Source organism: Paraburkholderia sp. DHOC27 (genome assembly GCF_003429005.1).
Lineage (GTDB): Bacteria > Pseudomonadota > Gammaproteobacteria > Burkholderiales > Burkholderiaceae > Paraburkholderia.
Genome location: NZ_QVQV01000001.1, coordinates 43,369 through 62,624 on the forward strand (window position 1 = coordinate 43,369; position 19,256 = coordinate 62,624).

Annotated in this window: 15 protein-coding genes; 10 read left to right on the forward strand and 5 right to left on the reverse strand. The window is 59.3% G+C overall.

Going from position 1 to position 19,256, the window contains the following annotated elements:
- Positions 1-140: 140 nt before the first annotated feature.
- The 7 genes from sbcD (at position 141) to D0B32_RS00210 (ending at position 10,538) form a co-directional block, all read left to right on the forward strand.
- Positions 141-1,385 (forward strand): exonuclease subunit SbcD, encoded by a 1,245-nt coding sequence (gene sbcD, locus D0B32_RS00180; RefSeq protein ID WP_117331674.1) that lies wholly within the window; start codon positions 141-143, stop codon positions 1,383-1,385.
- Positions 1,382-4,867: an AAA family ATPase gene (locus tag D0B32_RS00185; protein ID WP_117331675.1), complete on the forward strand. Its 3,486-nt coding sequence runs from the start codon at positions 1,382-1,384 to the stop codon at positions 4,865-4,867. The genes sbcD and D0B32_RS00185 overlap by 4 nt, the downstream gene beginning before the upstream one ends.
- Positions 4,868-4,983: 116 nt before the next feature.
- The gene (locus tag D0B32_RS00190; RefSeq protein ID WP_117331676.1) at positions 4,984-6,276 is read left to right on the forward strand and encodes a D-amino acid dehydrogenase; all 1,293 of its coding nucleotides are present in this window, start codon (positions 4,984-4,986) and stop codon (positions 6,274-6,276) included.
- Between the two features lie 33 nt (positions 6,277-6,309).
- Positions 6,310-7,344: an NAD(P)-dependent alcohol dehydrogenase gene (locus tag D0B32_RS00195; RefSeq protein WP_117331677.1), complete on the forward strand. Its 1,035-nt coding sequence runs from the start codon at positions 6,310-6,312 to the stop codon at positions 7,342-7,344.
- A gap of 272 nt (positions 7,345-7,616) precedes the next feature.
- Positions 7,617-8,597 (forward strand): DUF2169 domain-containing protein, encoded by a 981-nt coding sequence (locus D0B32_RS33155; RefSeq protein ID WP_404935528.1) that lies wholly within the window; start codon positions 7,617-7,619, stop codon positions 8,595-8,597.
- Positions 8,594-9,634 (forward strand): hypothetical protein, encoded by a 1,041-nt coding sequence (locus tag D0B32_RS00205; protein WP_117331679.1) that lies wholly within the window; start codon positions 8,594-8,596, stop codon positions 9,632-9,634. Before D0B32_RS33155 ends, D0B32_RS00205 begins: the two co-directional genes overlap by 4 nt.
- 58 nt (positions 9,635-9,692) lie before the next feature.
- The gene (locus tag D0B32_RS00210; protein ID WP_117333386.1) at positions 9,693-10,538 is read left to right on the forward strand and encodes a DUF4150 domain-containing protein; all 846 of its coding nucleotides are present in this window, start codon (positions 9,693-9,695) and stop codon (positions 10,536-10,538) included.
- Between the two features lie 89 nt (positions 10,539-10,627).
- Here the strand turns inward: D0B32_RS00210 and D0B32_RS00215 are convergent, their stop codons facing one another.
- The 5 genes from D0B32_RS00215 to D0B32_RS00235 all read right to left on the reverse strand — a co-directional run bounded on the left by D0B32_RS00215 (position 10,628) and on the right by D0B32_RS00235 (position 16,018).
- Positions 10,628-11,155: an SMI1/KNR4 family protein gene (locus tag D0B32_RS00215; RefSeq protein WP_117331680.1), complete on the reverse strand. Its 528-nt coding sequence runs from the start codon at positions 11,153-11,155 to the stop codon at positions 10,628-10,630.
- Positions 11,156-11,265: 110 nt separating this feature from the next.
- A complete protein-coding gene (locus D0B32_RS00220) occupies positions 11,266-12,531 on the reverse strand; it encodes a TIGR02270 family protein (RefSeq protein WP_117331681.1) in 1,266 nt (421 codons plus the stop codon).
- 66 nt (positions 12,532-12,597) lie between these two features.
- Positions 12,598-13,083 carry a DUF6484 domain-containing protein gene (locus D0B32_RS32760; RefSeq protein ID WP_117331682.1) on the reverse strand — a complete coding sequence of 162 codons (486 nt, stop codon included), beginning with the start codon at positions 13,081-13,083 and terminating at the stop codon, positions 12,598-12,600.
- Positions 13,084-13,146: 63 nt separating this feature from the next.
- Positions 13,147-15,492: a type VI secretion system Vgr family protein gene (locus D0B32_RS00230; protein WP_117331683.1), complete on the reverse strand. Its 2,346-nt coding sequence runs from the start codon at positions 15,490-15,492 to the stop codon at positions 13,147-13,149.
- A 43-nt stretch (positions 15,493-15,535) separates the two neighbouring features.
- Positions 15,536-16,018, reverse strand: coding sequence for a type VI secretion system tube protein Hcp (locus D0B32_RS00235; protein ID WP_117331684.1), 483 nt, complete (start codon positions 16,016-16,018; stop codon positions 15,536-15,538).
- Between the two features lie 165 nt (positions 16,019-16,183).
- Between D0B32_RS00235 and D0B32_RS00240 the strand changes: the two genes are divergently transcribed.
- From D0B32_RS00240 to tssF, 3 genes are read left to right on the forward strand one after another with little or no spacing between them, the layout of a single operon-like run.
- The gene (locus tag D0B32_RS00240) at positions 16,184-16,783 is read left to right on the forward strand and encodes a type VI secretion system tube protein Hcp (protein ID WP_117331685.1); all 600 of its coding nucleotides are present in this window, start codon (positions 16,184-16,186) and stop codon (positions 16,781-16,783) included.
- Positions 16,784-16,817: 34 nt separating this feature from the next.
- Positions 16,818-17,324 (forward strand): type VI secretion system baseplate subunit TssE, encoded by a 507-nt coding sequence (gene tssE, locus D0B32_RS00245; RefSeq protein ID WP_117331686.1) that lies wholly within the window; start codon positions 16,818-16,820, stop codon positions 17,322-17,324.
- Between the two features lie 36 nt (positions 17,325-17,360).
- On the forward strand, positions 17,361-19,247 hold the full coding sequence (gene tssF, locus D0B32_RS00250; protein WP_117331687.1) for a type VI secretion system baseplate subunit TssF: 1,887 nt from the start codon (positions 17,361-17,363) through the stop codon (positions 19,245-19,247).
- Positions 19,248-19,256: the final 9 nt, after the last annotated feature.

The window sequence follows — 19,256 nt, forward strand, 5'->3', positions numbered from 1 at the left end:
TTTGATGCGCACGCAGCCGATTTTCCGCGAAAGGCTGTGATAATTGCTGATGCGCCGAAGCACGATCAGTCGTGCGTCCATTCACGCGCCTTTCATCACCAGCCTGCTCGCAACCTCACAGCCCTATAGTTTACTTCTCAATGCGGATTCTCCACACCTCCGACTGGCACCTCGGCCAGCATTTCATGGGCAAGAGCCGTCAGCCCGAACATCAGGCGCTGATCGACTGGATGTTGGTCCAGGTGAACGAACGAGCTGTGGATGCCGTGGTGATTGCGGGCGACATCTTCGATACCGGCTCGCCACCCAGCTACGCGCGCGAGCTTTACAGCCAACTGGTGGTGCGCTTGCACGCAGCGGGCGTTGCGCTGTTGCTGCTTGGCGGCAATCACGACTCGGTCGCGACGCTGCGCGAAAGCAGCGCCTTGCTTGCGTGCCTGAGCACCACCGTGGTGGCCGCCGCCTCGGACCCCGAGGCCCAGGTGCAGGTGTTGCCCTTGCGCAGCGCAAGCGGCGACATGGCGAAGCCGGGCTGTATAGTGTGCGCCGTGCCGTTCATTCGTCCGCGCGACGTGCTGCAAAGCAGTGCCGGCGAGAGCGCCGATCACAAACTGCAATCGCTGCAAGCCGCGATTCAGGCGCATTATCAAACCGCCTACGTTGCCGCGCTTGCAAGGCAGGCAGAGATCGCCGCAGATAGCGGCGAGACGGTGCCCATCATCGCGACTGGGCACCTCACCACACTAGGCGCGCATATCACCGAGTCCGTGCGTGAGATTTACGTCGGCTCGCTCGAAACGTTTCCCGCCGCCGCGTTTCCGCCGGTTGCCTATGTTGCGCTCGGGCATATCCATCGTCCCCAAAAAGTGGGCGGCCAGGAGCACATTCGCTATTGCGGCTCGCCCATTGCGTTGAGCTTCGACGAAGTGCGCCAGCAAAAGGAAGTCTTGCTGGTCGATCTGGATGCGAGCGGTTTGACCGCTGTCACGCCGCTCCCGGTGCCGCGCTTTCAACCGCTGGCTTCGTTGAGCGGGAATTTGAGCGAACTCGCTGCGGCAATCGCATCGGCCGCCGCCAATGGCTCTCAAGCACAGCCGGTCTGGCTGGAAGTGACCGTTTCCGCCGACGACTACCTTGCCGATCTGCCCGCCCGCATCCAGCACATGGCCGAAGGTCTGCCCGTCGAAATTCTGCGCATTCGCCGCGAGCGCGGCAATCAGACCGCGATGCTCAACGCACGCAGCGACGAGACGCTCGCCGAGTTGAGTGAGTACGACGTCTTTGCGCGCCGTCTCGAACAAGAGGAACTCGCCGCAGAGCTAAGCGCGGCTTTGAGCGAGCGATACCGTGAAGTGGTCAGCAGCCTGCAGGAGCCCCAAGCGTGAAAATCCGGACGCTGCGACTCAAAAACCTCAACTCACTGAAAGGCGAATGGCACATCGACTTCACGCGTGCGCCCTTTCTCGACAGCAGTCTGTTCGCCATTGTCGGACCGACCGGCGCGGGCAAATCCACCTTGCTCGACGCGATATGTCTCGCGCTTTATCACGAGACACCGCGTCTGAAGAGCATCACTGCGTCGGCAAACGACATCATGACGCGTCATACCGCAGACTGCCTTGCGGAAGTCGAGTTCGAAGTTAAAGGCGAGGTGTATCGCGCCTTCTGGAGCCAACGGCGCTCACGCGACAAGGTTGATGGCGCATTGCAACCGCCTAAAGTGGAACTCGCACGCGGCGACGGCACGATTCTCAGCTCGCAAAGCAGCGACAAACTCAAGCAGGTCGCGCAGATCACAGGGCTCGACTTTGCGCGCTTCACCCGTTCCATGCTGCTCGCGCAAGGCGGCTTCGCGGCTTTTCTCAACGCCAACGCGAACGACCGCGCGGAATTGCTCGAAGAGCTGACCGGCACTGAAATTTACGGCGAGATTTCCCAGCGCGTGTTCGAAAGAGCGCGGGAGGTCCGCGAACAGTTGAACCAGTTGAAGGCGCGTGCCGATGGTGTCGAGCTGCTGAGCGACGAGGCGCGCAAGGAGATGCTGGAGCGTATCGGCGTGCTGGACGGTCAACTCTTAGCCGTGCGCCAACAACTGGAAACCGTGCAGCGCCACCGGCAATGGCACGTGAACCTCGCGCTCACACAGAAAGAAGTCGAGGACGCGCAGCAAAAAGCCGTCTCAGCCGATCAAGCCTTAGCGGCGATGTCCGCGGAACTGCAGCGTCTTGCACAAAGCGAACCCGCAGAAGCGCTGCGGCCGTTGCATCAAACGTGGCAGCAAGCTGGAGCGGCATGCGAACGCACGTCCGTGGAATTGTCAGGGCTGCAACGCGAGCGCGTCGAGACGCACCACGCGCTGTATCGAGGGCAGCGGCGCGCGCATGCGCTGGCCACCCGAATCGCAACGGATGCACAGCGTAAATGGGACACACTGCGCGAGGAACAACAGCAACTCGATCGACGCTGCGCGGAAAATCCTCAACACGCCGCGTTGGGCGAGCGAATCGGCGTATGGCGCGAGCATTTTTTGCGGCATGAGCGGCTTTCTCAAGAAATCGCGCAGCAGCGTGCGTCGCGCGAGCAGCTCACGCGGCAGCTAAGCGCGAAGCAGGATCAGCACACCGCCGAGAAAGCGCGGCTCGATCAGGCCGCGCAGACTCAGGCAACCGCCAAAGGGGCGCTCGATACGGCGCTGGCCAATCAGAGCGCCCTACTCGCGGGTCAGGCGCTGCCCGCGTTACGCGAGGCGTGGCAAAACGCGCAGATGCGGCTGGGTCAATGGCGTCAACTGGCGACGCTCGCGCAGCGTCAGCGCGACCTCGTGATCGAGCGCGACGATTTGAGCGGTCGCATGCAGGTGGTTCAGGCCAGCATTGCCGAACAGGAGACGACGCAGCACACGCTCAAACAGCAACAGACAGGCGCGCAGGCGCGATTCGACGACAAGCAGAAATTGCTGGAACAGGAGCAACGGATACGTACGCTCGAAGCGCACCGGCAGCACTTGCAGGTAGGCGAGGCGTGTCCGTTGTGTGGATCGCTGGAGCATCCCGCCATCGAGGCGTATCAGGCGCTCGATGTGTCGGTCACGCAAACCGCGCTCGTCGATACGAAAAACGAGCTGGAAACGCTCAGCGCGCGCATCACGCATCTGGCAGGCACGCTGGCCGCGGCGCGTGCCACGCATCAACAGTTGCAACAGCAGCATGGCAAGGTCGTGGTGAACGTCTCACTGGGTCAGGAGGAATGGGACGCACAGACGCTTCGTTCGGATGACAGTGCATCGCTCGATGCGCAAGCCTGGCAAGACCATGCCCAGCTCGAAGCGGGATGCGAGCACGCCGCGCAGACGCTTGAACAACTCCGGCATCGGCTCGAACACGCGGAAGCGGTCGAACTGCAACTGAGCCATGCGCGTCAGACATTCCACGATCAGACCGAAGCGTTGCAGGCCGCGCGCAACCGCGTCGTGTTGACGGAACAGGAAATCCAGCAGAACCGGACGCAGCATGCCGAGCTGCAGGCAGCCGTCGAAAAGCTGCAAGGCGAGCGCACCGAATTGCAGATATTGATTCTGGCGTCGCTAAAGGAAGCGGGTTTTGCGGAGGCCGCGCTGCCGGACAATCACGACTCGTGGTTGCAGGCCCGCGCGGCGCAGTGGCAAACGTGGCAGGAAACACAACTGCGTTTGCAGCGGCTGGGGGAAATGTTGTCGCGACAGCAGACGGTCTGCGAAAGCGCTCGCGCCACCGTGGATGCGTGGGCAGCGCGCACCCATGCGGTGGATTCTTCTGAAGACGCTGCTCTCGTGGATGACACGGCCACGCTAATTACACTTGCCGCCGCTGAGAACGATCCAGCGCACGCGCTTGAATCCTGTACTGAACAAGTCGAACAGCATGACAAGGCTCTCGCCGCGCTGAGTGGGCGGCAACTGCAACTCGAGCAGAATCTGATGCAACAGCAGCGTGCGCTCGCCGAAGCTCAGCAGGCCTGGCAAGAAGCGTTGCACACCAGTCCCTTTGCCGATCACGCGGCATTCGCCTCTGCGCTCTTGCCCATCGAGGGACGACAGCGGTTGCGTCAATTGAAAGAGAACGGCGAGCGCGCGAAGCAACAGGCCGACGCCGTGCTTGCGGCATCCCGCGAGAAATTGCGTTTGCTGCAAACGCAGGCGCTAACGGAAGCGCCGCTGACCGAAATCGAATCACGCATTGCCGAACTGGGTCAGCAGCAAAGCGGTCTGACCGAACAGCTTGGCGCACAGCGCGCCCTGTTGTCTCGCGATGAACAAAGCCGGCAGAGTCAACAGGCCTTGTTTGCCGAAATCGCCGCGCAAGCTAAAGAGACCGATATCTGGCAGCACCTGGACAGCTTGATCGGGTCCGCGCGCGGCGACAAGTTCCGTAAGTTCGCGCAGGGCCTCACGCTCGATCATCTGCTTTACCTTGCGAACCGGCATCTGGACCGTTTGCATGCGCGCTATCTGCTGAAGCGGAAATCAAGTGGCGAGTTGGAACTGGAAATCACGGATGGCTGGCAAGGCGACGTTAGCCGCGATACGCGCACGCTGTCGGGCGGCGAGAGCTTTCTGGTGAGCCTTGCGCTCGCACTCGCGTTGTCCGATCTGGTGAGCCATAAAACCTCGATTGATTCGCTGTTTCTCGATGAAGGCTTCGGCACGCTCGATGGCGACACGCTCGAAGTGGCGCTCGATGCGCTCGATTCGCTCAATGCGAGCGGCAAGATGATTGGCGTGATCAGTCACGTAGAGGCGCTCAAAGAGCGCATCAGCACGCAGATCCGGGTGGATAAGGGCGGTGGGGTTGGGCATTCGCGGGTGGTGGTGGCGGGGGTGGCGTCGTGAAAGGCGCGAGGGATGAAGTAGGCAAAATGTGCCATTATCATAAGCATTCGTACCCAGGCCGAGCGCAATACCCAGTCATCTGACCTGTCCCGGCCCGGCAACCAGCGGGGGTGGCCATGCGAGTCGTCGTACTAGGCAGTGGTGTCGTGGGCGTGACGAGCGCCTGGTATCTGGCCCGCGCCGGGCACGAAGTCACCGTCATCGACCGCGAAGCCGGCCCCGCGCTCGAAACCAGCTTTGCCAACGCAGGACAGATCTCACCGGGCTACGCCTCCCCTTGGGCCGCGCCCGGTGTGCCGCTGAAGGCCGTCAAGTGGATGTTCCAGAAGCACGCGCCGCTGGCCATCCGTCCGGATGACGCCAACAAGCAGTTTCAATTGCAGTGGATGTGGCAGATGCTGCAGAACTGCACCGCTGAACGCTACGCCATCAACAAGAGCCGCATGGTGCGGCTCGCCGAATACAGCCGCGACTGTTTGCAGGCCTTGCGTGCCGAAACCGGCATCCAGTACGAAGGACGTACCGGCGGCACGTTGCAGGTGTTTCGCACCCAGCAGCAACTCGATGGCGCCGCGAAGGACATCGCCGTACTCAAGGAAGCCAACGTGGCCTACGAGTTGCTGATGCCGGCCGAGTTGTCGCGGGCCGAGCCTGCACTCGCGGCCACCGCGCACAAGTTGACAGGCGGCCTGCGCTTGCCCGGTGACGAAACCGGCGACTGTCAATTGTTCACCACGCGCCTCGTCACACTCGCCGAGGCGCTCGGCGTCACGTTCCGCTACAACACAGCGATTGATGCGCTCGTTACCGAGGGCGGCAAGATCGTCGGCGCGCGGCACGGCAACAAACTCGTGCATGCGGACGCCTTCGTGGTCGCATTCGGCGCGTATTCGACCGAGTTTCTTGCCAGCATCGTCAAGATTCCCGTGTATCCGCTCAAGGGCTATTCGATCACCGCGCCTATCGCCAATGAAGCCGCAGCGCCGGTTTCGACGGTGCTGGACGAGACCTACAAGATTGCCATTACGCGCTTCGATCGACGCATTCGCGTGGGCGGCATGGCCGAGATTGTCGGCTTCGATACGAAGTTGCGCGAAGCGCGCCGCGACACGCTGGAGATGTGCGTGAACGATCTGTTCCCCGGCGGCGGCGATACCGCCAACGCGACGTTCTGGACCGGCCTGCGCCCCATGACGCCGGATGGCACGCCTATCGTCGGCCGCACGGCCGTACCCAATCTTTTCCTGAACACAGGGCACGGCACGCTCGGCTGGACGATGTCGTGCGGATCCGGTCAGTTACTGGCCGACATCATTTCCGCCAGACAGCCAGCGATTCGTTGCGACGATCTCAATGTATTTCGGTATGCCGATGAATCTGCAGTGCCGGCTGATTTCCAGATCGAATGATCGACAAACACTCCAACCCATAGAGGCATTGCGATGGAAGCATTGGTACTCGAAGAAGCGCGACGCATCAGTTTGCGGCCGTTCACCCTGCCACAAGTGGTGGGCGCGCGCGATGTTCGCATCCGCATTCACACGGTGGGGATTTGCGGCAGCGACATTCACTACTACAAGCACGGGCGTATTGGTCCGTTTGTCGTGAACGAGCCGATGGTGCTTGGGCATGAAGCGGCAGGGACGATCGTTGAAGTCGGCGAAGAGGTGACGCATCTGAAGGTGGGAGACCGCGTATGCATGGAGCCAGGCGTGCCCGACATGGATTCGCGCGCCGCCCGTGAGGGTCTGTACAACCTCGATCCGAAAGTGCGGTTCTGGGCCACGCCGCCGGTGCACGGGTGCCTTACGCCGTTCGTGGTGCACCCGGCTTCGTTCACGTTCAAGTTGCCGGACAACGTGAGTTTCGCGGAAGGCGCGATTGTCGAGCCGCTGGCCATTGGCTTGCAGGCCGCGAAGAAGGCGGCGATCAAGCCCGGGGACGTGGCAGTGGTGCTGGGCGCGGGGACGATTGGCATGATGTGCGCGCTTGCAGCGCTCGCGGGTGGATGCAGTCGCGCGATTGTGTGTGACATGGTGGAGGAAAAGCTCGCTCTGATTGGCAGCGTGCAGGGCGTCACGCCGGTGAACATTCGCGACCGGTCGCCACGAGAGGTGGTGTCTGAACTCACGGACGGCTGGGGTGCGAACGTCGTATTCGAGGCGAGTGGCAATGAGAAAGCGTTCGATGGGATCATCGATCTTCTGTGCCCCGGTGGATGTCTCGTGATGGTGGGGATGCCGCAGAAGGCCGTGCCGCTCGATGTGGTTGCGGTGCAGATCAAGGAAGCGCGGATCGAATCGGTGTTTCGGTACGCAAATATTTTTCCACGGGCGATTCAGTTGATTGCTTCGGGGAGGCTGGATGTGAAGCCGTTCATTTCACGGACGTTTCCGTTTGCCGAGGGGATCAAGGCGTTTGAAGAGGCTGCGAGTGGGAAGCCGGGGGATGTGAAGGTGCAGATTGTGTTGGGGTGAGGGGGACCGAGTTCGTTTCCCTGTGCTCCGTTTAAAGTAACCTGAAGCGTTACGCTCTATAAGAGACTTTCAAAATCTCGCGAATCTCTTCGTCCTGCAAATAAGACACCACTCAATCCAACCGATTTTCATCAAGGGGTGAACGACCGCGCAAACGCGGACCATCCCTTTGATTTCCCTTTTTCATCTAATCAGAACGGCCCTCGGGTGCAAATATGTGGACCGTCAACAACTCGACGAAATATGAAACGGGTCGAGCCTGGGTTCGCGATATGTCCGGTCGCGAGGTTTGGATCGTGGCTATACGTGCGCGGTTTCGAATTGCGCCGCACGTTGAAGCATTCTGGGATCCTGATCTACCCCAAGCACCGGTGAAGGTCGCTCCGGAAATAATTGGCGGGGGAGCGCAATGCTTTCTCCTGGCGGACAGTGACTTGGTGCTCGAGAAGCAGGCAACAGATGTTCTTCTATCAGGACACGCGCGGGCGCCGCGTGGATACATGGTAGGGAGACTGACCACACGGATGCGGGTTGGCCCGGTAGACAAGCGAATTGCCGTCTTCGGCGATCGTGTGTGGCTATCGGGCAGGCCTTCCGAACCGGAACCATTCGCCATCATGCCCATTGACTATTCCAGGGCGTATGGCGGCCCTAACCTAGCAAGTGACGAGCACGCAGCGGCCGATTGGTACGAAACAAATCCCGTCGGTATCGGGTACAGCTCTCGGAAATCAGCGCTCACGGGTCAAAGGATTCCAAACCTCGAGGATCCGTCCACCCTTATCAAATCCCTTTCCGATCACCCCAACCCGGCTGGGTATGGAGCGATCATGCCGCACTGGATTCAACGCCGCCGCTATGGCGGAACGTTCGACGCAACGTGGCAAAAGGAGCGTATGCCTCTTCTACCCTTGGATTTTGACCCAAGGTTCTACCAGCAGGCCCCAGAGGATCAGCAAGTTCCCGGATTCCTTCGCGGTGGCGAGCCCGTACTCCTCGAGGGTGTCCATCCAGATGGACCGCTCGAATTCTATCTCCCGCGGATATCGCTAGCTTTCGAGACTGAGTTCGATGATCTAACTGAAGCATCACACCGGGCGCGTCTCCACACGGTCGTGTTCGAACCTGATTTTCCAGCCGTTACTCTCGTTTGGCATACCTCGCTGGAGTGCCATAGACAAGTGAACCAGTTGTTAGAAACACGGGTCTGGGAACGGCGTCGGCTTCAAACAACGGCGAGGCGACCAACATGATCCCGATCTGCGTGTTGGATACAGCTATCTGGAGCAGTGTGGGCCTGACATCGGCCGCCGCTGCTGCTGCAGTCCGATGTGGGCTTTCTGGTTTTGCCGAATACGAGCATGCTCGCGACAGGCTCGGCGAGCCAGTGGTAGTCGCGACACCGCCAGCGCAGGCCGGCAATGACACTCCTGCTAAAGCCATGGCCGATATGGCTGTCGCGGCGGTCCTTTCGATGGACGGACTAGAGGAGGTCGATGATCGCTCTCAGGGTCTTGCGGTCTTTCTTTCATTGCCAGAAGCCAGGCCGGGCCTCTTAGGCGCGTACCCTGAAACAGTCGCAGCGGAGATCAGAGCGCGGGTCAATGGAGCCCGTGTCGCGAGACCCGAATCATTTGGACACGCATCTGGCGGGGCGGCACTCTTGCAGGCTGCGGTGTATCTGCAGACGAACTCCAGCGGATACGCAATAGTGGTGGGCGTCGACACCTACATCAATCGGGACACGTTGGCATGGCTCGATACAAATCGACAGTTGCACGCAACCTATAACGCGTGGGGTTTCATTCCCGGTGCGGCAGCTGGCGCGTGCCTTGTGTGCCACCCGAATCACGTGCCGAGGACGAGACGACCTGCGCTCGCGATAGTGGAACAGGTTGCTTTTGGGACGGAAGCAGTGCCAATCAAGTCTGCAGGTGTTTGTCTGGGCCGCGCGATAACCGGCATCGTTGATGCACTGGCCGGAAGCGGTGTAGTGAACCCAGTTTTCGATTCACTGTACTGCGATCTGAACGGTGAAGCCTATCGCTCAGACGAACTTGGATTTATGTTAAGCCGGTGCTCTTCCCGCTTCCGTGAGCCTGGGGCTTTTCACGCTCCAGCTGATTGCTGGGGCGACGTGGGCGCCGCGTCAATCCCCCTGTTTATTGCTCTAGCCATCCACGCCGCCGAGTCAGGTTATAGCGCCGGCCCAACCAGCTTGCATCTGGCAGGCTCCGAGGCCGGGCTGCGATCGGGCGTAAGACTTCGCACGCGCACATGGGGAACGTAGCGTGCCAGTGACAATCCACGTCAACGGTGCTTCGAACTCTCTCGTCCACAAAGGGTCCATGGGGTTCGCGAAATCTACCCTGCCCGACGTCTGCAAAACGCCCACTCCCGGTGGCCCGGTGCCGGTGCCATACCCAATCATTGTATCGACGTCCTCCGATCTCGCGCACGGAACCACTACGGTTACGGTAGATGGCGGCAACATGGCCGCGATCAAAGGATCTGAATTATCTCGTTGCACCGGAGACGAGGCAGGTACTGCAGGTGGAGGGGTCAAGTCGAGTACCTTCATGAAGGAGGCATCCTGGCTCCTCTATTCGTTTGACGTGAAATTTGAAGGTCAAAACGCCTGTCGCCTCAGCGACAAAATGCTGATGAATCACGGGAATACCGCTTGTCTGGGCGGTTTCATCCAGTCACCCGTTCCGGGAACTGGAGAAGTTGTTCTGGAATGTGACCCAACGTGGGATGAGTGTCAGAAGGCACAAATGCGTGCTAAAGCGCGAGAGATGAATAACGGTATCGCATCACAAGGTGGCAGCACCACTCTCAGGAAACCTAGTCCAAAGAATGTCGCGGCTGCGGAGCGCGCCCAGGCTCGCTATGCGAACAACTGGAACAAAGACTACGTGACCGGGAAATTCTCTAGTCCCGATCAAGAGCCTTGCAATCAACCAACTCAGTTCTATCATTCCTGTGCAAAGGAAAAAGCTGATGGCGATCCCCTAGGGGCGAACATGCAAGCCGATCACGTAATGGAAAAGCAGATGGTGGGTGGTAGAGCAGATGGCCCATTTAGGTGGCTTGATGCTTCCGTCAACGGGTCCAGCGGCTCCCAGATCAAGGCTGTTCGCAAGAAATACGGAAACGTAAAAGTGACGAAATTTAGAACGAGTGGTTGCTAGGTTACGCAAACGAACCAATAACCGTTCAACCCAAACACAGTAACCGCCAGGAACGCCACCCAATCGAAATTCACCGGCGCATCGACTCACTATTTCCCCTGAACGAGCTCCGAATAATCGTTTTCCGTTGCCCTCAAAAATTCAAGAAAATTCAAGTATGTAAAGTCGGTGGATTCATCGACATAGACCAGTGGAAATTCGCTTTCTGGTTCATCAGGTATTGAGGTTCTGCGAATCGCGTCATGCAGAACTATGATATAAGCACCGTTTGTCATCGACGAACGACCGAAGACGAGTGCATTTTCCCTCGGCCCCAGATCGTCGTCCCAAAACGACGATAACCAGCCATCAAACTGGCCTTTTCTGTTGCCCTCCGCAATCTCTGCGCATGACAGTAGCGAGATCGTAGCGGACACATAATCCCATCCGTTTGATATCAGAAAAAATTCCCTGTAAGTGGGTGAGAGTTTAGTGCCGATCGTTTTCTCCAACGCCTGAAGATCTGCTTCCGTTGCCGCGTGATGCAACTGCGAGACTGGCTCACCTTCAAAATAAGTGTTCCGCACAGAAACACCGCGCTGAAGTGCATCCGAAATTTCATCGTGTAGTGATGGCATACCTACCTCCTGAAAGCGCGCCTGAATCCCAGATGCCCCGCGTGGGATCAACAAGCGTAATCTACTCCAACCTTTGCCGTTCTGCCGGAAGATCCGCTCGCACTGTCGATTCACCCCCCAATCAATCTGTTGAGCCCGCGCAACTGACGCCAGGCGGGCGCGGCACAATTGAAAACGATCGTACCAGGTCTCAGGAGGCAAAGATAATGTGCTGCCACGACGCGTTGGCGTTGGTATCCATCCTGTAGTACCCGCAGACAATGCTCCCAACTCGGCGGTGCACCAACGAAATACCGTCGTGCTGGACTAAATCGCCGTGCATTTCTGTTCCACCACGCACTTACTTTTTCCGCATCTGGCCATGGCAATCCTTCGTCTTCGTAATCAGCATCCTCGCCCAGGCTGTCGCCAGCGACCGCACGCACCGCTAGATGCCGAGGTCGATCCAGTTGAAGCGCGATAAAATCGGCGCCCGTTATAAAGCTAAAGGCTTCCCCCGCGAGGCGCGCCAACTTGGTATCGCTCATTAGTTCGATGAGTTTCGGGATATTTTGCGTGTCTCCCGCGTGGGCAATGGCGCGCAATGTTAGACGTTCATCACCAGGCGGTGAGGACACGCGGTCAAGCAGCAAGCGTGTTGCATCAGGTTCTGCGGCTATCATTGCAAGCGTCGTTGCCAGAGCGCGCATCGGTCCGGGGGTCTGCGCGACATCGACCATGGCGTCCAATGCAACTTGCCGGTCACCCAGCAACAGGCTAGCCTTCGCTGCAAAGAATCGGCATTCGTCATCATCGCTTTGCAAGCGTTTCAGACACTGGCGCAACAGGTCGCATCGCCCCACTTCACCGGCACAACGTAGGGCACGATTGCTCAACACGGAACAACGCGAGACCAACGCGCTCTCGAGAGCGATGCCCGGATTGACGCGATGCATCGCACACGCTGCGAGTCCAGTAAGCTGTGCCATCACTGAATTGCGATGGAGTAGTGCGCTTACGATCTCCCGAAGACTGGCGGCAGACGCCCAGCCAAAAGCCGAATGTAGTCCCGGCCAGGTTTCAGGCAATGCCTCAGCCAGTGCCATCAAGTTCACAAGTCCTTCGTCAAATCCACTCTCGATATATCGGACAGCGGCCGCAAATACCTCGCCTCGTGCGGGTCGCTCAAGCGCCACCTTACATAGATGCATGCCCAACGGTCCCGACACTGCAATCCCATCCAGATGAGCCGCTATCCTTTCATCGAGACGACCAAGATCTTTAAGTTTGATGTGTGGGGCACGCACCAGATATGCCCTGACGTTCCGGAGGGCTGCTGCCTCATCGACGTGTTGCTGGACGATAGCTGGAATCGTCGGTGGAAAATTTCTTGACATGGAGTTAGTCCGTGCATGGTCCATGCGGTGCTCTTATTGCTTCATCAGACCTCAAAACTTCAAGTCTTAGTTTAGCTGGACAGATCCCCCCTTGATTCGATTCACCCCAGACGCCTGGCTGGAAAGATACGTACCCTGTATTAATACTCTTCCCGCTTTCGTCAAGGTTATACTCGCGCGCCCGCAACGCAACACAATCTCTTCCTTGGCAGTCACAACGAGTCGTTGCCCATCAGCATCAACCTCGACCTGCGCAGATGGTTCCCCGATCGGCAGCACCTCGTCTATCTGCAGGCAACCCATAACAACTGGACAAACTGGATCGCCTCCATCAAACGCGAGCACTACTTGCCGTCCAATGTGTGCGCCACGCAAATCGGGAATCATGCGCGCAACCATAGCAGCAGTACCCGGTTGCCCGGGATAGACAACCAGGGGGCTAGCCCCATTTTCCGCAAAGCCAACAACCTCTCCGACACGCACACCGTCGATCCTTGGCACCCCCTCCACAGAACCGACGGCCGCGACTGGTTTCTCAAAGTCACGTTTCATCCTGGATTCTCCGGTCACATTACTTCAACCACCATTTCGACGATCACGTTCTTCTGCACCGCTTCAATTCTGCAAAATCTTCGACCCTTTCATCACGATGTCGCTACTCGCCTTGACATTGATCTTGCCGCTACCATCAACCGTGATGTCCTTGCCTTTGATCACAATCGTTCCATCCTTCTTCATACTGATGCTTGCACTGCCGGTCGTAATAGTCACGGACTCACCCGCATCGATCACCAGATTCTTGGTAACGGTGAGCGAGTCATCTTCACCCACTGACGTTTTGCGCTCTTTTCCAACCGAGCAGGTCTGTGCGCCGGTAATCGTCTCGCCGTCGTCATTCGCCACGCTGGCCGTCCGGCCTCCACCCACTTCGAATGACTGATCGGAGCCAACCTTGGTCGATTGCGTCCCGGTGGTATCAAAAGACTGATTGCCGCACACCTTGACCGTCTGGTCGCCACCCACTGATTCCTTGTGATACGCAGCGATATCGACCGTCTGATATGCCCGCACGTTAACCGCCTGAAACGCCCCCACCGTCACTTCCTGCGCCCCACCCACGGTAATCGTCTCATTCACCCCAACCACATGCGTGCGCTGCAGCTTGACCGACACCGTCTCGCTCGCCCCCACGCTTTTCGTTCGATTGGCCACCACCGTAATGCTCTCGTTCGCGCCGACCTTCTCGGTGCGGTTCACGCCAATCGAAATGTTCTCGTTGTTCCCCACCGTTTCGGTGCGGTCATGCTTCACGACCGTCGTCTCATCATTGTCGACATTCTTCCTGCGGTCATGTCCAACCCAATGCGTCTCATCGTGCTCGACTTCGATGCTCTGATCCTTTTCCGCGTGCAGCAGCACCTGCTCCGCGCCCTTCTTGTCCTCAAACCTGAACTCGTTGCAATTCGCCGCGCTGCCGCCCTTGCTAGAACGGCTTTTGATGCCCGTTTGCGTCATATTGGCCGGCAACTCATAAGGCGGCATCTGCTCCGCGTTATAAACGCGTCCGGTGATAATCGGCCGGTCCGGATCACCCTCCAGAAAGTCGACGATCACTTCCTGCCCGATTCGCGGTATCGCCACTGCGCCCCAGCCCTTGCCCGCCCACGGCTGCGACACGCGCATCCAGCACGAACTGTTTTCATCGCGCTTGCCCTGACGATCCCAGAAGAACTGCACTTTCACACGTCCGTAGTTGTCCGTATAAATTTCATCGCCACCGGGGCCAACCACGGCCGCAGTCTGCGGTCCCTGCACAAAAGGCTTGCGCGTGCTTCGCGCAGGTGCGAATGGCTGCTTCGCGTCGATCGCTGAAAACCAGCACTCGCAGCGACTCGCCTGACTGCCTTCGAACGCCTCGTAGTCGGCGAGGTCGACTTCGTATCGCGCCCGCGTCACCAGATATTGCGTGTTCTGATCGCTGCGTGGATGACGCTCCAGCTTCAACAAGCTGCCAATCCGCACGCTCATGCTGTTAGTTCGCGCATCCACCTGATGCCAGTTGATACCGCCCGCCGCATCGCCATCTAACGCAGGCTCAGTCCATAACTCGTCGGCCCGTGCTTTCGCACGACTGTCGCCGTAATCCGGATCCACGTACCCACCCGGAAAATCGAAGTGCTCCAGATCGCTAAACGCATCGAACCCCGGCATGCTCTTCACCGCTTTCTTCTGCAACGGCCGCGACGGATTCTTGAAATCGTAGTCCGTCAACAGCCAATTGCGCGTTTCGATCTCGTGATGCATCTGCCACTCACTCACGAACTCCGCACCCGGCGCCACGTTCATCACCGCGCCATACGGCAACGTGTCGAAATCCGGCACGCTTTCGTGCGTCGATAACGTGTCGGTCAAGATCAGCGTCTCTTTACCATCGCGATCCTGGAACCAGTAATAAATCCCTTCATCTTCCAGCAAACGGCTCACGAAGTTGAAATCCGATTCGCGATACTGCACACAGTACTCGCGCGCAGGATGTTTGCGTGCGTTCGCCTGCCACTTGATCTCGCCGAATTCCACGCTCTTGTAGACAGGATCAGCGAAAATCGCCTTCACGATGTCTTCGACATTCTTGTTCTGAAAGATCCGGCAATTGCTGCGGCGCGTGAGCAGCCATAACCACGGCCTTACGATGGCTTCGTACACGTACAGGCGGCCGCGCATGCCCATTTGTCTGAAACCGACCACGTACCCCGCGAAAATGCGCGGCTTCGCCTTCGGCACCTGTAGCGAAACGGTCACGCGCTTGCCGAGAATACGTTTGAAGTCGATATCCGGCCGCTTCGAAACCAGCGTCACGTCGTAACGAAACATGCGACCCAGTTCGACGGTCGCGCGCAAGCTCAGAAAGAACAGGTCGTCGCCAAGCGGCGTGTCGATTCTCGCAAGCGGCGGCGGCGCCATGATCTCGGATGCGCTGGACGTATGACGGTTTCGCGCGCTACGGCTAGCGGGTTTCGGTTGTCCTCAGATCGAGGCCGAACTTTACCGACCCACTGGTCGCACCCTTGTCGTCCTGCGCCTTATAGTCGAACTCGATGTCGGCATACGCCATGCCTACTGCCTCGTTGAGGTTGCCGTTTTGAATGCCTTCATCGCCCACGTGCACGATGGTGACCTGCTTCATCGTAACGGTCAGAAACTCTTTCTGGCCCTCGCCCGCTTTGCTCACGGTGAGCTTGGCATTGGCGAAGTGCTTGCCGGATGCGCAAGCCTTCGCGAGTGTGGGCGACGCCTTGTCATAGTTGTGCGTGAACTCGAACAGGCCGGGTACGGCCTTGCCGACACCACTGCCACCGCCCGTGACCGCATTACTCGCGTTGTCGATGCTCCAGTGAAACGAATTCACTTCGATCTGCCCTTCGGCACCTTTGTGCTTCGATTCGCCGTCGACTCCGTCGATCTTCATGTAGCTGTCGATTGTGGCCATGATCTGGTTCCTGTGATGTGCGTGTGACGTGACCCGTTACCCGAATCCCGCTACATAGACGAAACGCGTCGCGCGATTTTTTAAGGCGCGAAATTGAAAAGTCACGCACCCTCCATCGTCTTTTCTTCGTTACGCCACCATCCGGTCACGAGGCGAGAATCAGCCATGCCGAGCCCTGACGTTTCGCCGCCATTCGTTACGAGCCGCCTGTCGCTCGACTACGCGCGCCAGTTCGACACGCTCGCCTTGGCCACTACCGACGACATGCTGCTGCAAGTCGTGCCCAAGCGCAGCAACTCGCCCGTCAAAGGCGAAGCACCCGCGCGCGCCGACTGGGACACCCCCATGCAAATCCACGGCTGGCGCTGGGCCGAGGGCTACGAAACGCATCACGCCGGACATGCGCTCAACGCCAGTGACATGCGCGTGGCCGATCTCGGTGTCGTAAAGATCGTCGACTCGGCTTCGCCCGCCATCGCCAAACTGTGCGCGCAGGCGGAACTGCTCGCACTCGCTCATATCAAGTGCTTCAAGGCAGGCGGCGCCGCCCAGGGCGGACAAATCGAATTTCTCTCGTTGAAACTGGAAGAGGCCTATATCCGCAGCTATCAGATTTACACCAGCGTGCGGCTCGGATGTCTGTGTGAAGTATTCGAGTTCTCGGCGCAAAAGTTGACCATGACAGCCGCGACGCAAAAAGAGACCGGCGCGCGCGGCGCTGACGTCACTTTTCCGCTGGATGTCATGACGCGACGGATCACGTGACACGCCATGCGCACGCGGCCCGTGCAAAACCACCATGACCGAGCCCACCGCTACCGAACGCCTGCAACCGTCGCTCCTCGATCGTCTGATCGACAACGATCCGGCGAGTCGCAGCGAATCCGCCGACACCTCGATCCTCAACCGGCGCTCGCTGCGTGCGGCTGTTTTGCGCGACCTGTCATGGCTTTTCAACAGCACGAATCTCAGCGATGAAATTCCCGTGAGCCGCTACCCGGACGTGTCGGCATCCGTGCTGAATTTCGGCTTGCCTTGTCTGTCGGGACGCTTTGCGTCCACCGTCGATGCGGTGGTGCTCGAACAGGCCATCCGTGAAGCCATTGTGTTGTTCGAACCACGCATTGCGCCTGAGTCGATCGAGATCGAAGCGCTCCTCGATCGCCCCGTGCTCGACATGCATAACCAGATTTCTCTCGTGATACGTGGGCTTTTGTGGGCGCAACCCGCACCACTGGAATTCGCGCTGCGCACGCAGATCGACCTCGAAGAAGGCGGTATCACGGTAACTGAATTGCCTCGCTGACACGCCCACTCAAACCTTACGTCAACTCGAGACATCATGGACCCGCGCCTGCTGCGTCACTACAACACCGAACTGGCTCACCTGCGCGAGATGGGCGCGGAGTTCGCGCAGCAATTCCCCAAAATCGCGGCGCGGCTCGGTTTGAGTGGCTTCGAAGTTTCCGACCCGTACGTCGAGCGCTTGCTGGAAGGCACCGCCTTTCTCGCCGCCCGCGTGCAGTTGAAACTGGAAGAAGAATTTCCGCGCTTTACCCAGCAGTTGACGCAGGTGGTGCTACCGCAGGCAGTGTGCCCCACGCCGTCCATGTTGATCGCACGGCTGGCACCCGATCTCGCCAATCCCAATCTCGCGACGGGTTTCACCGTACCGCGCAACGCGGCACTGTATGCCCCGCATCCGGGCGGCGAGGCGAATGCCTGCGAGTTTCGCACCGGCGCTGATGTCACGCTCTGGCCCATCGAACTCACCGACGTACACTATCTGAGCCAGATATCCGATCTGCCGCTCGCCACGCTGCCGGGCACGCGCGCGCTGGCACGCCGTGTCAAAGGCGCGTTGCGTCTGCAACTGACCGCTGCTGAGGGTTTGAGTTTCGATTTGCTCACGCTCGACCGTTTGCGCCTGCACTTTTCGGGCGGCGACGACACCGCCTGGTCGCTATTCGAACGCGTGACGGGCAGTGCGCTCGCCATCGTGATCTCGACACCGCAGCGCCCTGCATCGCACATCCAGACACTCGCGGGCGACGCCATTCAATGCGTTGGTTTCGACGACGACGAAGCCCTGCTTCCCGTCACGCCCAACGCTTTCCAGGGCTATCGTCTGCTGCACGAATACTTCGCGTTTGCGCCGCGCTTTCGCTTTGCCGAAATCGAAGGCCTCTCTGACGTGTTGCCCCACGTCACGTCGCGAGAAATCGAACTCACCATTCTGCTTGGCAACGGCGACCCGGCACTCGAACGCATCGTTTCGCGTGAACACGTGCTGCTCGATTGCGTGCCTGCGATCAATCTCTTCCCCAAACACGCGGATCGCGCGTTCGTTTCCGATGGCGCGGCGGAATTGCATGTGGTGCCCGACCGCACCTGTCCGCTCGATTACGAAGTTCACACGATCACCGCGGTGGGCGGGTATGGCGCCGGGCGCGACACGGAGCAGATTTTCCAGCCTTTTTATGGGGACTTTCTCGCGGACCGACCGGACGGCGCGGCTTATTTCACCGTGCGTCGCGAGCCGCGTGTCGTGCCTGCCGAGCGCAAACGCAGCGGCTACCGTACCGATTACGTGGGCAGCGAAGTGTTCGTCTCCATCGTCGATCCGAACGAGGCGCCGTATCGCGGCGATTTACGCCAAGTGGCGTTCGAGACGTTGTGCACCAATCGCGATCTGCCCTTGTTGATGCCGCACGGAGCGGCGCAAGGCGAGCTGACGCTGGACATCGCCGCGCCAGTGTTATCCGCGCGCTGCGTGACGAGGCCGTCACCGCCCACGGCGCCCTGTCTCGACGCAGGCCAGGGTTGGCGGCTGATCGACCAGCTCTCGCTCCACTATCTGTCGCTCTACGATGGCGACGCACATGAGGGCGCCGCCGCACTGCGCGCGCTGCTGACGCTGCACGTTCCCGCCGGTGACGATGCCGGGCGCCGGCAGATCGCTGGCATCCTCTCGGTCCACGCCACGCCTGTCGTGCGACGCTTGCCCATGCCGGGTCCGATCGCTTTCGGACGGGGCCTGCAAATCGAAGTCGAAGTGGAAGACCACGCGTTTCAGGGCGGCAGCGCCTATCTGCTAGGTCACGTGCTGGACCGTTTCTTTGCCCGTTACGTCTCCATCAACACCTTCGTGCAGACCGTCATGCGCACCACGACGCGCGGCGAAATTGTGCGGCTCTCCCCAAGATGCGGAATCCGGTCGATCTTCTGAACGGCGCCG

Coding starts and splice junctions, on each gene's coding strand:
- D0B32_RS00190 (WP_117331676.1), top strand. CDS start 4,984: ATGCGAGTCGTCGTACTAGGCAGTGGTGTCGTGGGCGTGACGAGCGCC.
- sbcD (WP_117331674.1), top strand. CDS start 141: ATGCGGATTCTCCACACCTCCGACTGGCACCTCGGCCAGCATTTCATG.
- D0B32_RS00215 (WP_117331680.1), bottom strand. CDS start 11,155: ATGCCATCACTACACGATGAAATTTCGGATGCACTTCAGCGCGGTGTT.
- tssE (WP_117331686.1), top strand. CDS start 16,818: ATGACCGAGCCCACCGCTACCGAACGCCTGCAACCGTCGCTCCTCGAT.
- D0B32_RS00210 (WP_117333386.1), top strand. CDS start 9,693: ATGGGGTTCGCGAAATCTACCCTGCCCGACGTCTGCAAAACGCCCACT.
- D0B32_RS00220 (WP_117331681.1), bottom strand. CDS start 12,531: ATGTCAAGAAATTTTCCACCGACGATTCCAGCTATCGTCCAGCAACAC.
- D0B32_RS00205 (WP_117331679.1), top strand. CDS start 8,594: ATGATCCCGATCTGCGTGTTGGATACAGCTATCTGGAGCAGTGTGGGC.
- D0B32_RS32760 (WP_117331682.1), bottom strand. CDS start 13,083: ATGAAACGTGACTTTGAGAAACCAGTCGCGGCCGTCGGTTCTGTGGAG.
- tssF (WP_117331687.1), top strand. CDS start 17,361: ATGGACCCGCGCCTGCTGCGTCACTACAACACCGAACTGGCTCACCTG.
- D0B32_RS00195 (WP_117331677.1), top strand. CDS start 6,310: ATGGAAGCATTGGTACTCGAAGAAGCGCGACGCATCAGTTTGCGGCCG.
- D0B32_RS00240 (WP_117331685.1), top strand. CDS start 16,184: ATGCCGAGCCCTGACGTTTCGCCGCCATTCGTTACGAGCCGCCTGTCG.
- D0B32_RS00235 (WP_117331684.1), bottom strand. CDS start 16,018: ATGGCCACAATCGACAGCTACATGAAGATCGACGGAGTCGACGGCGAA.
- D0B32_RS33155 (WP_404935528.1), top strand. CDS start 7,617: ATGTCCGGTCGCGAGGTTTGGATCGTGGCTATACGTGCGCGGTTTCGA.
- D0B32_RS00230 (WP_117331683.1), bottom strand. CDS start 15,492: ATGGCGCCGCCGCCGCTTGCGAGAATCGACACGCCGCTTGGCGACGAC.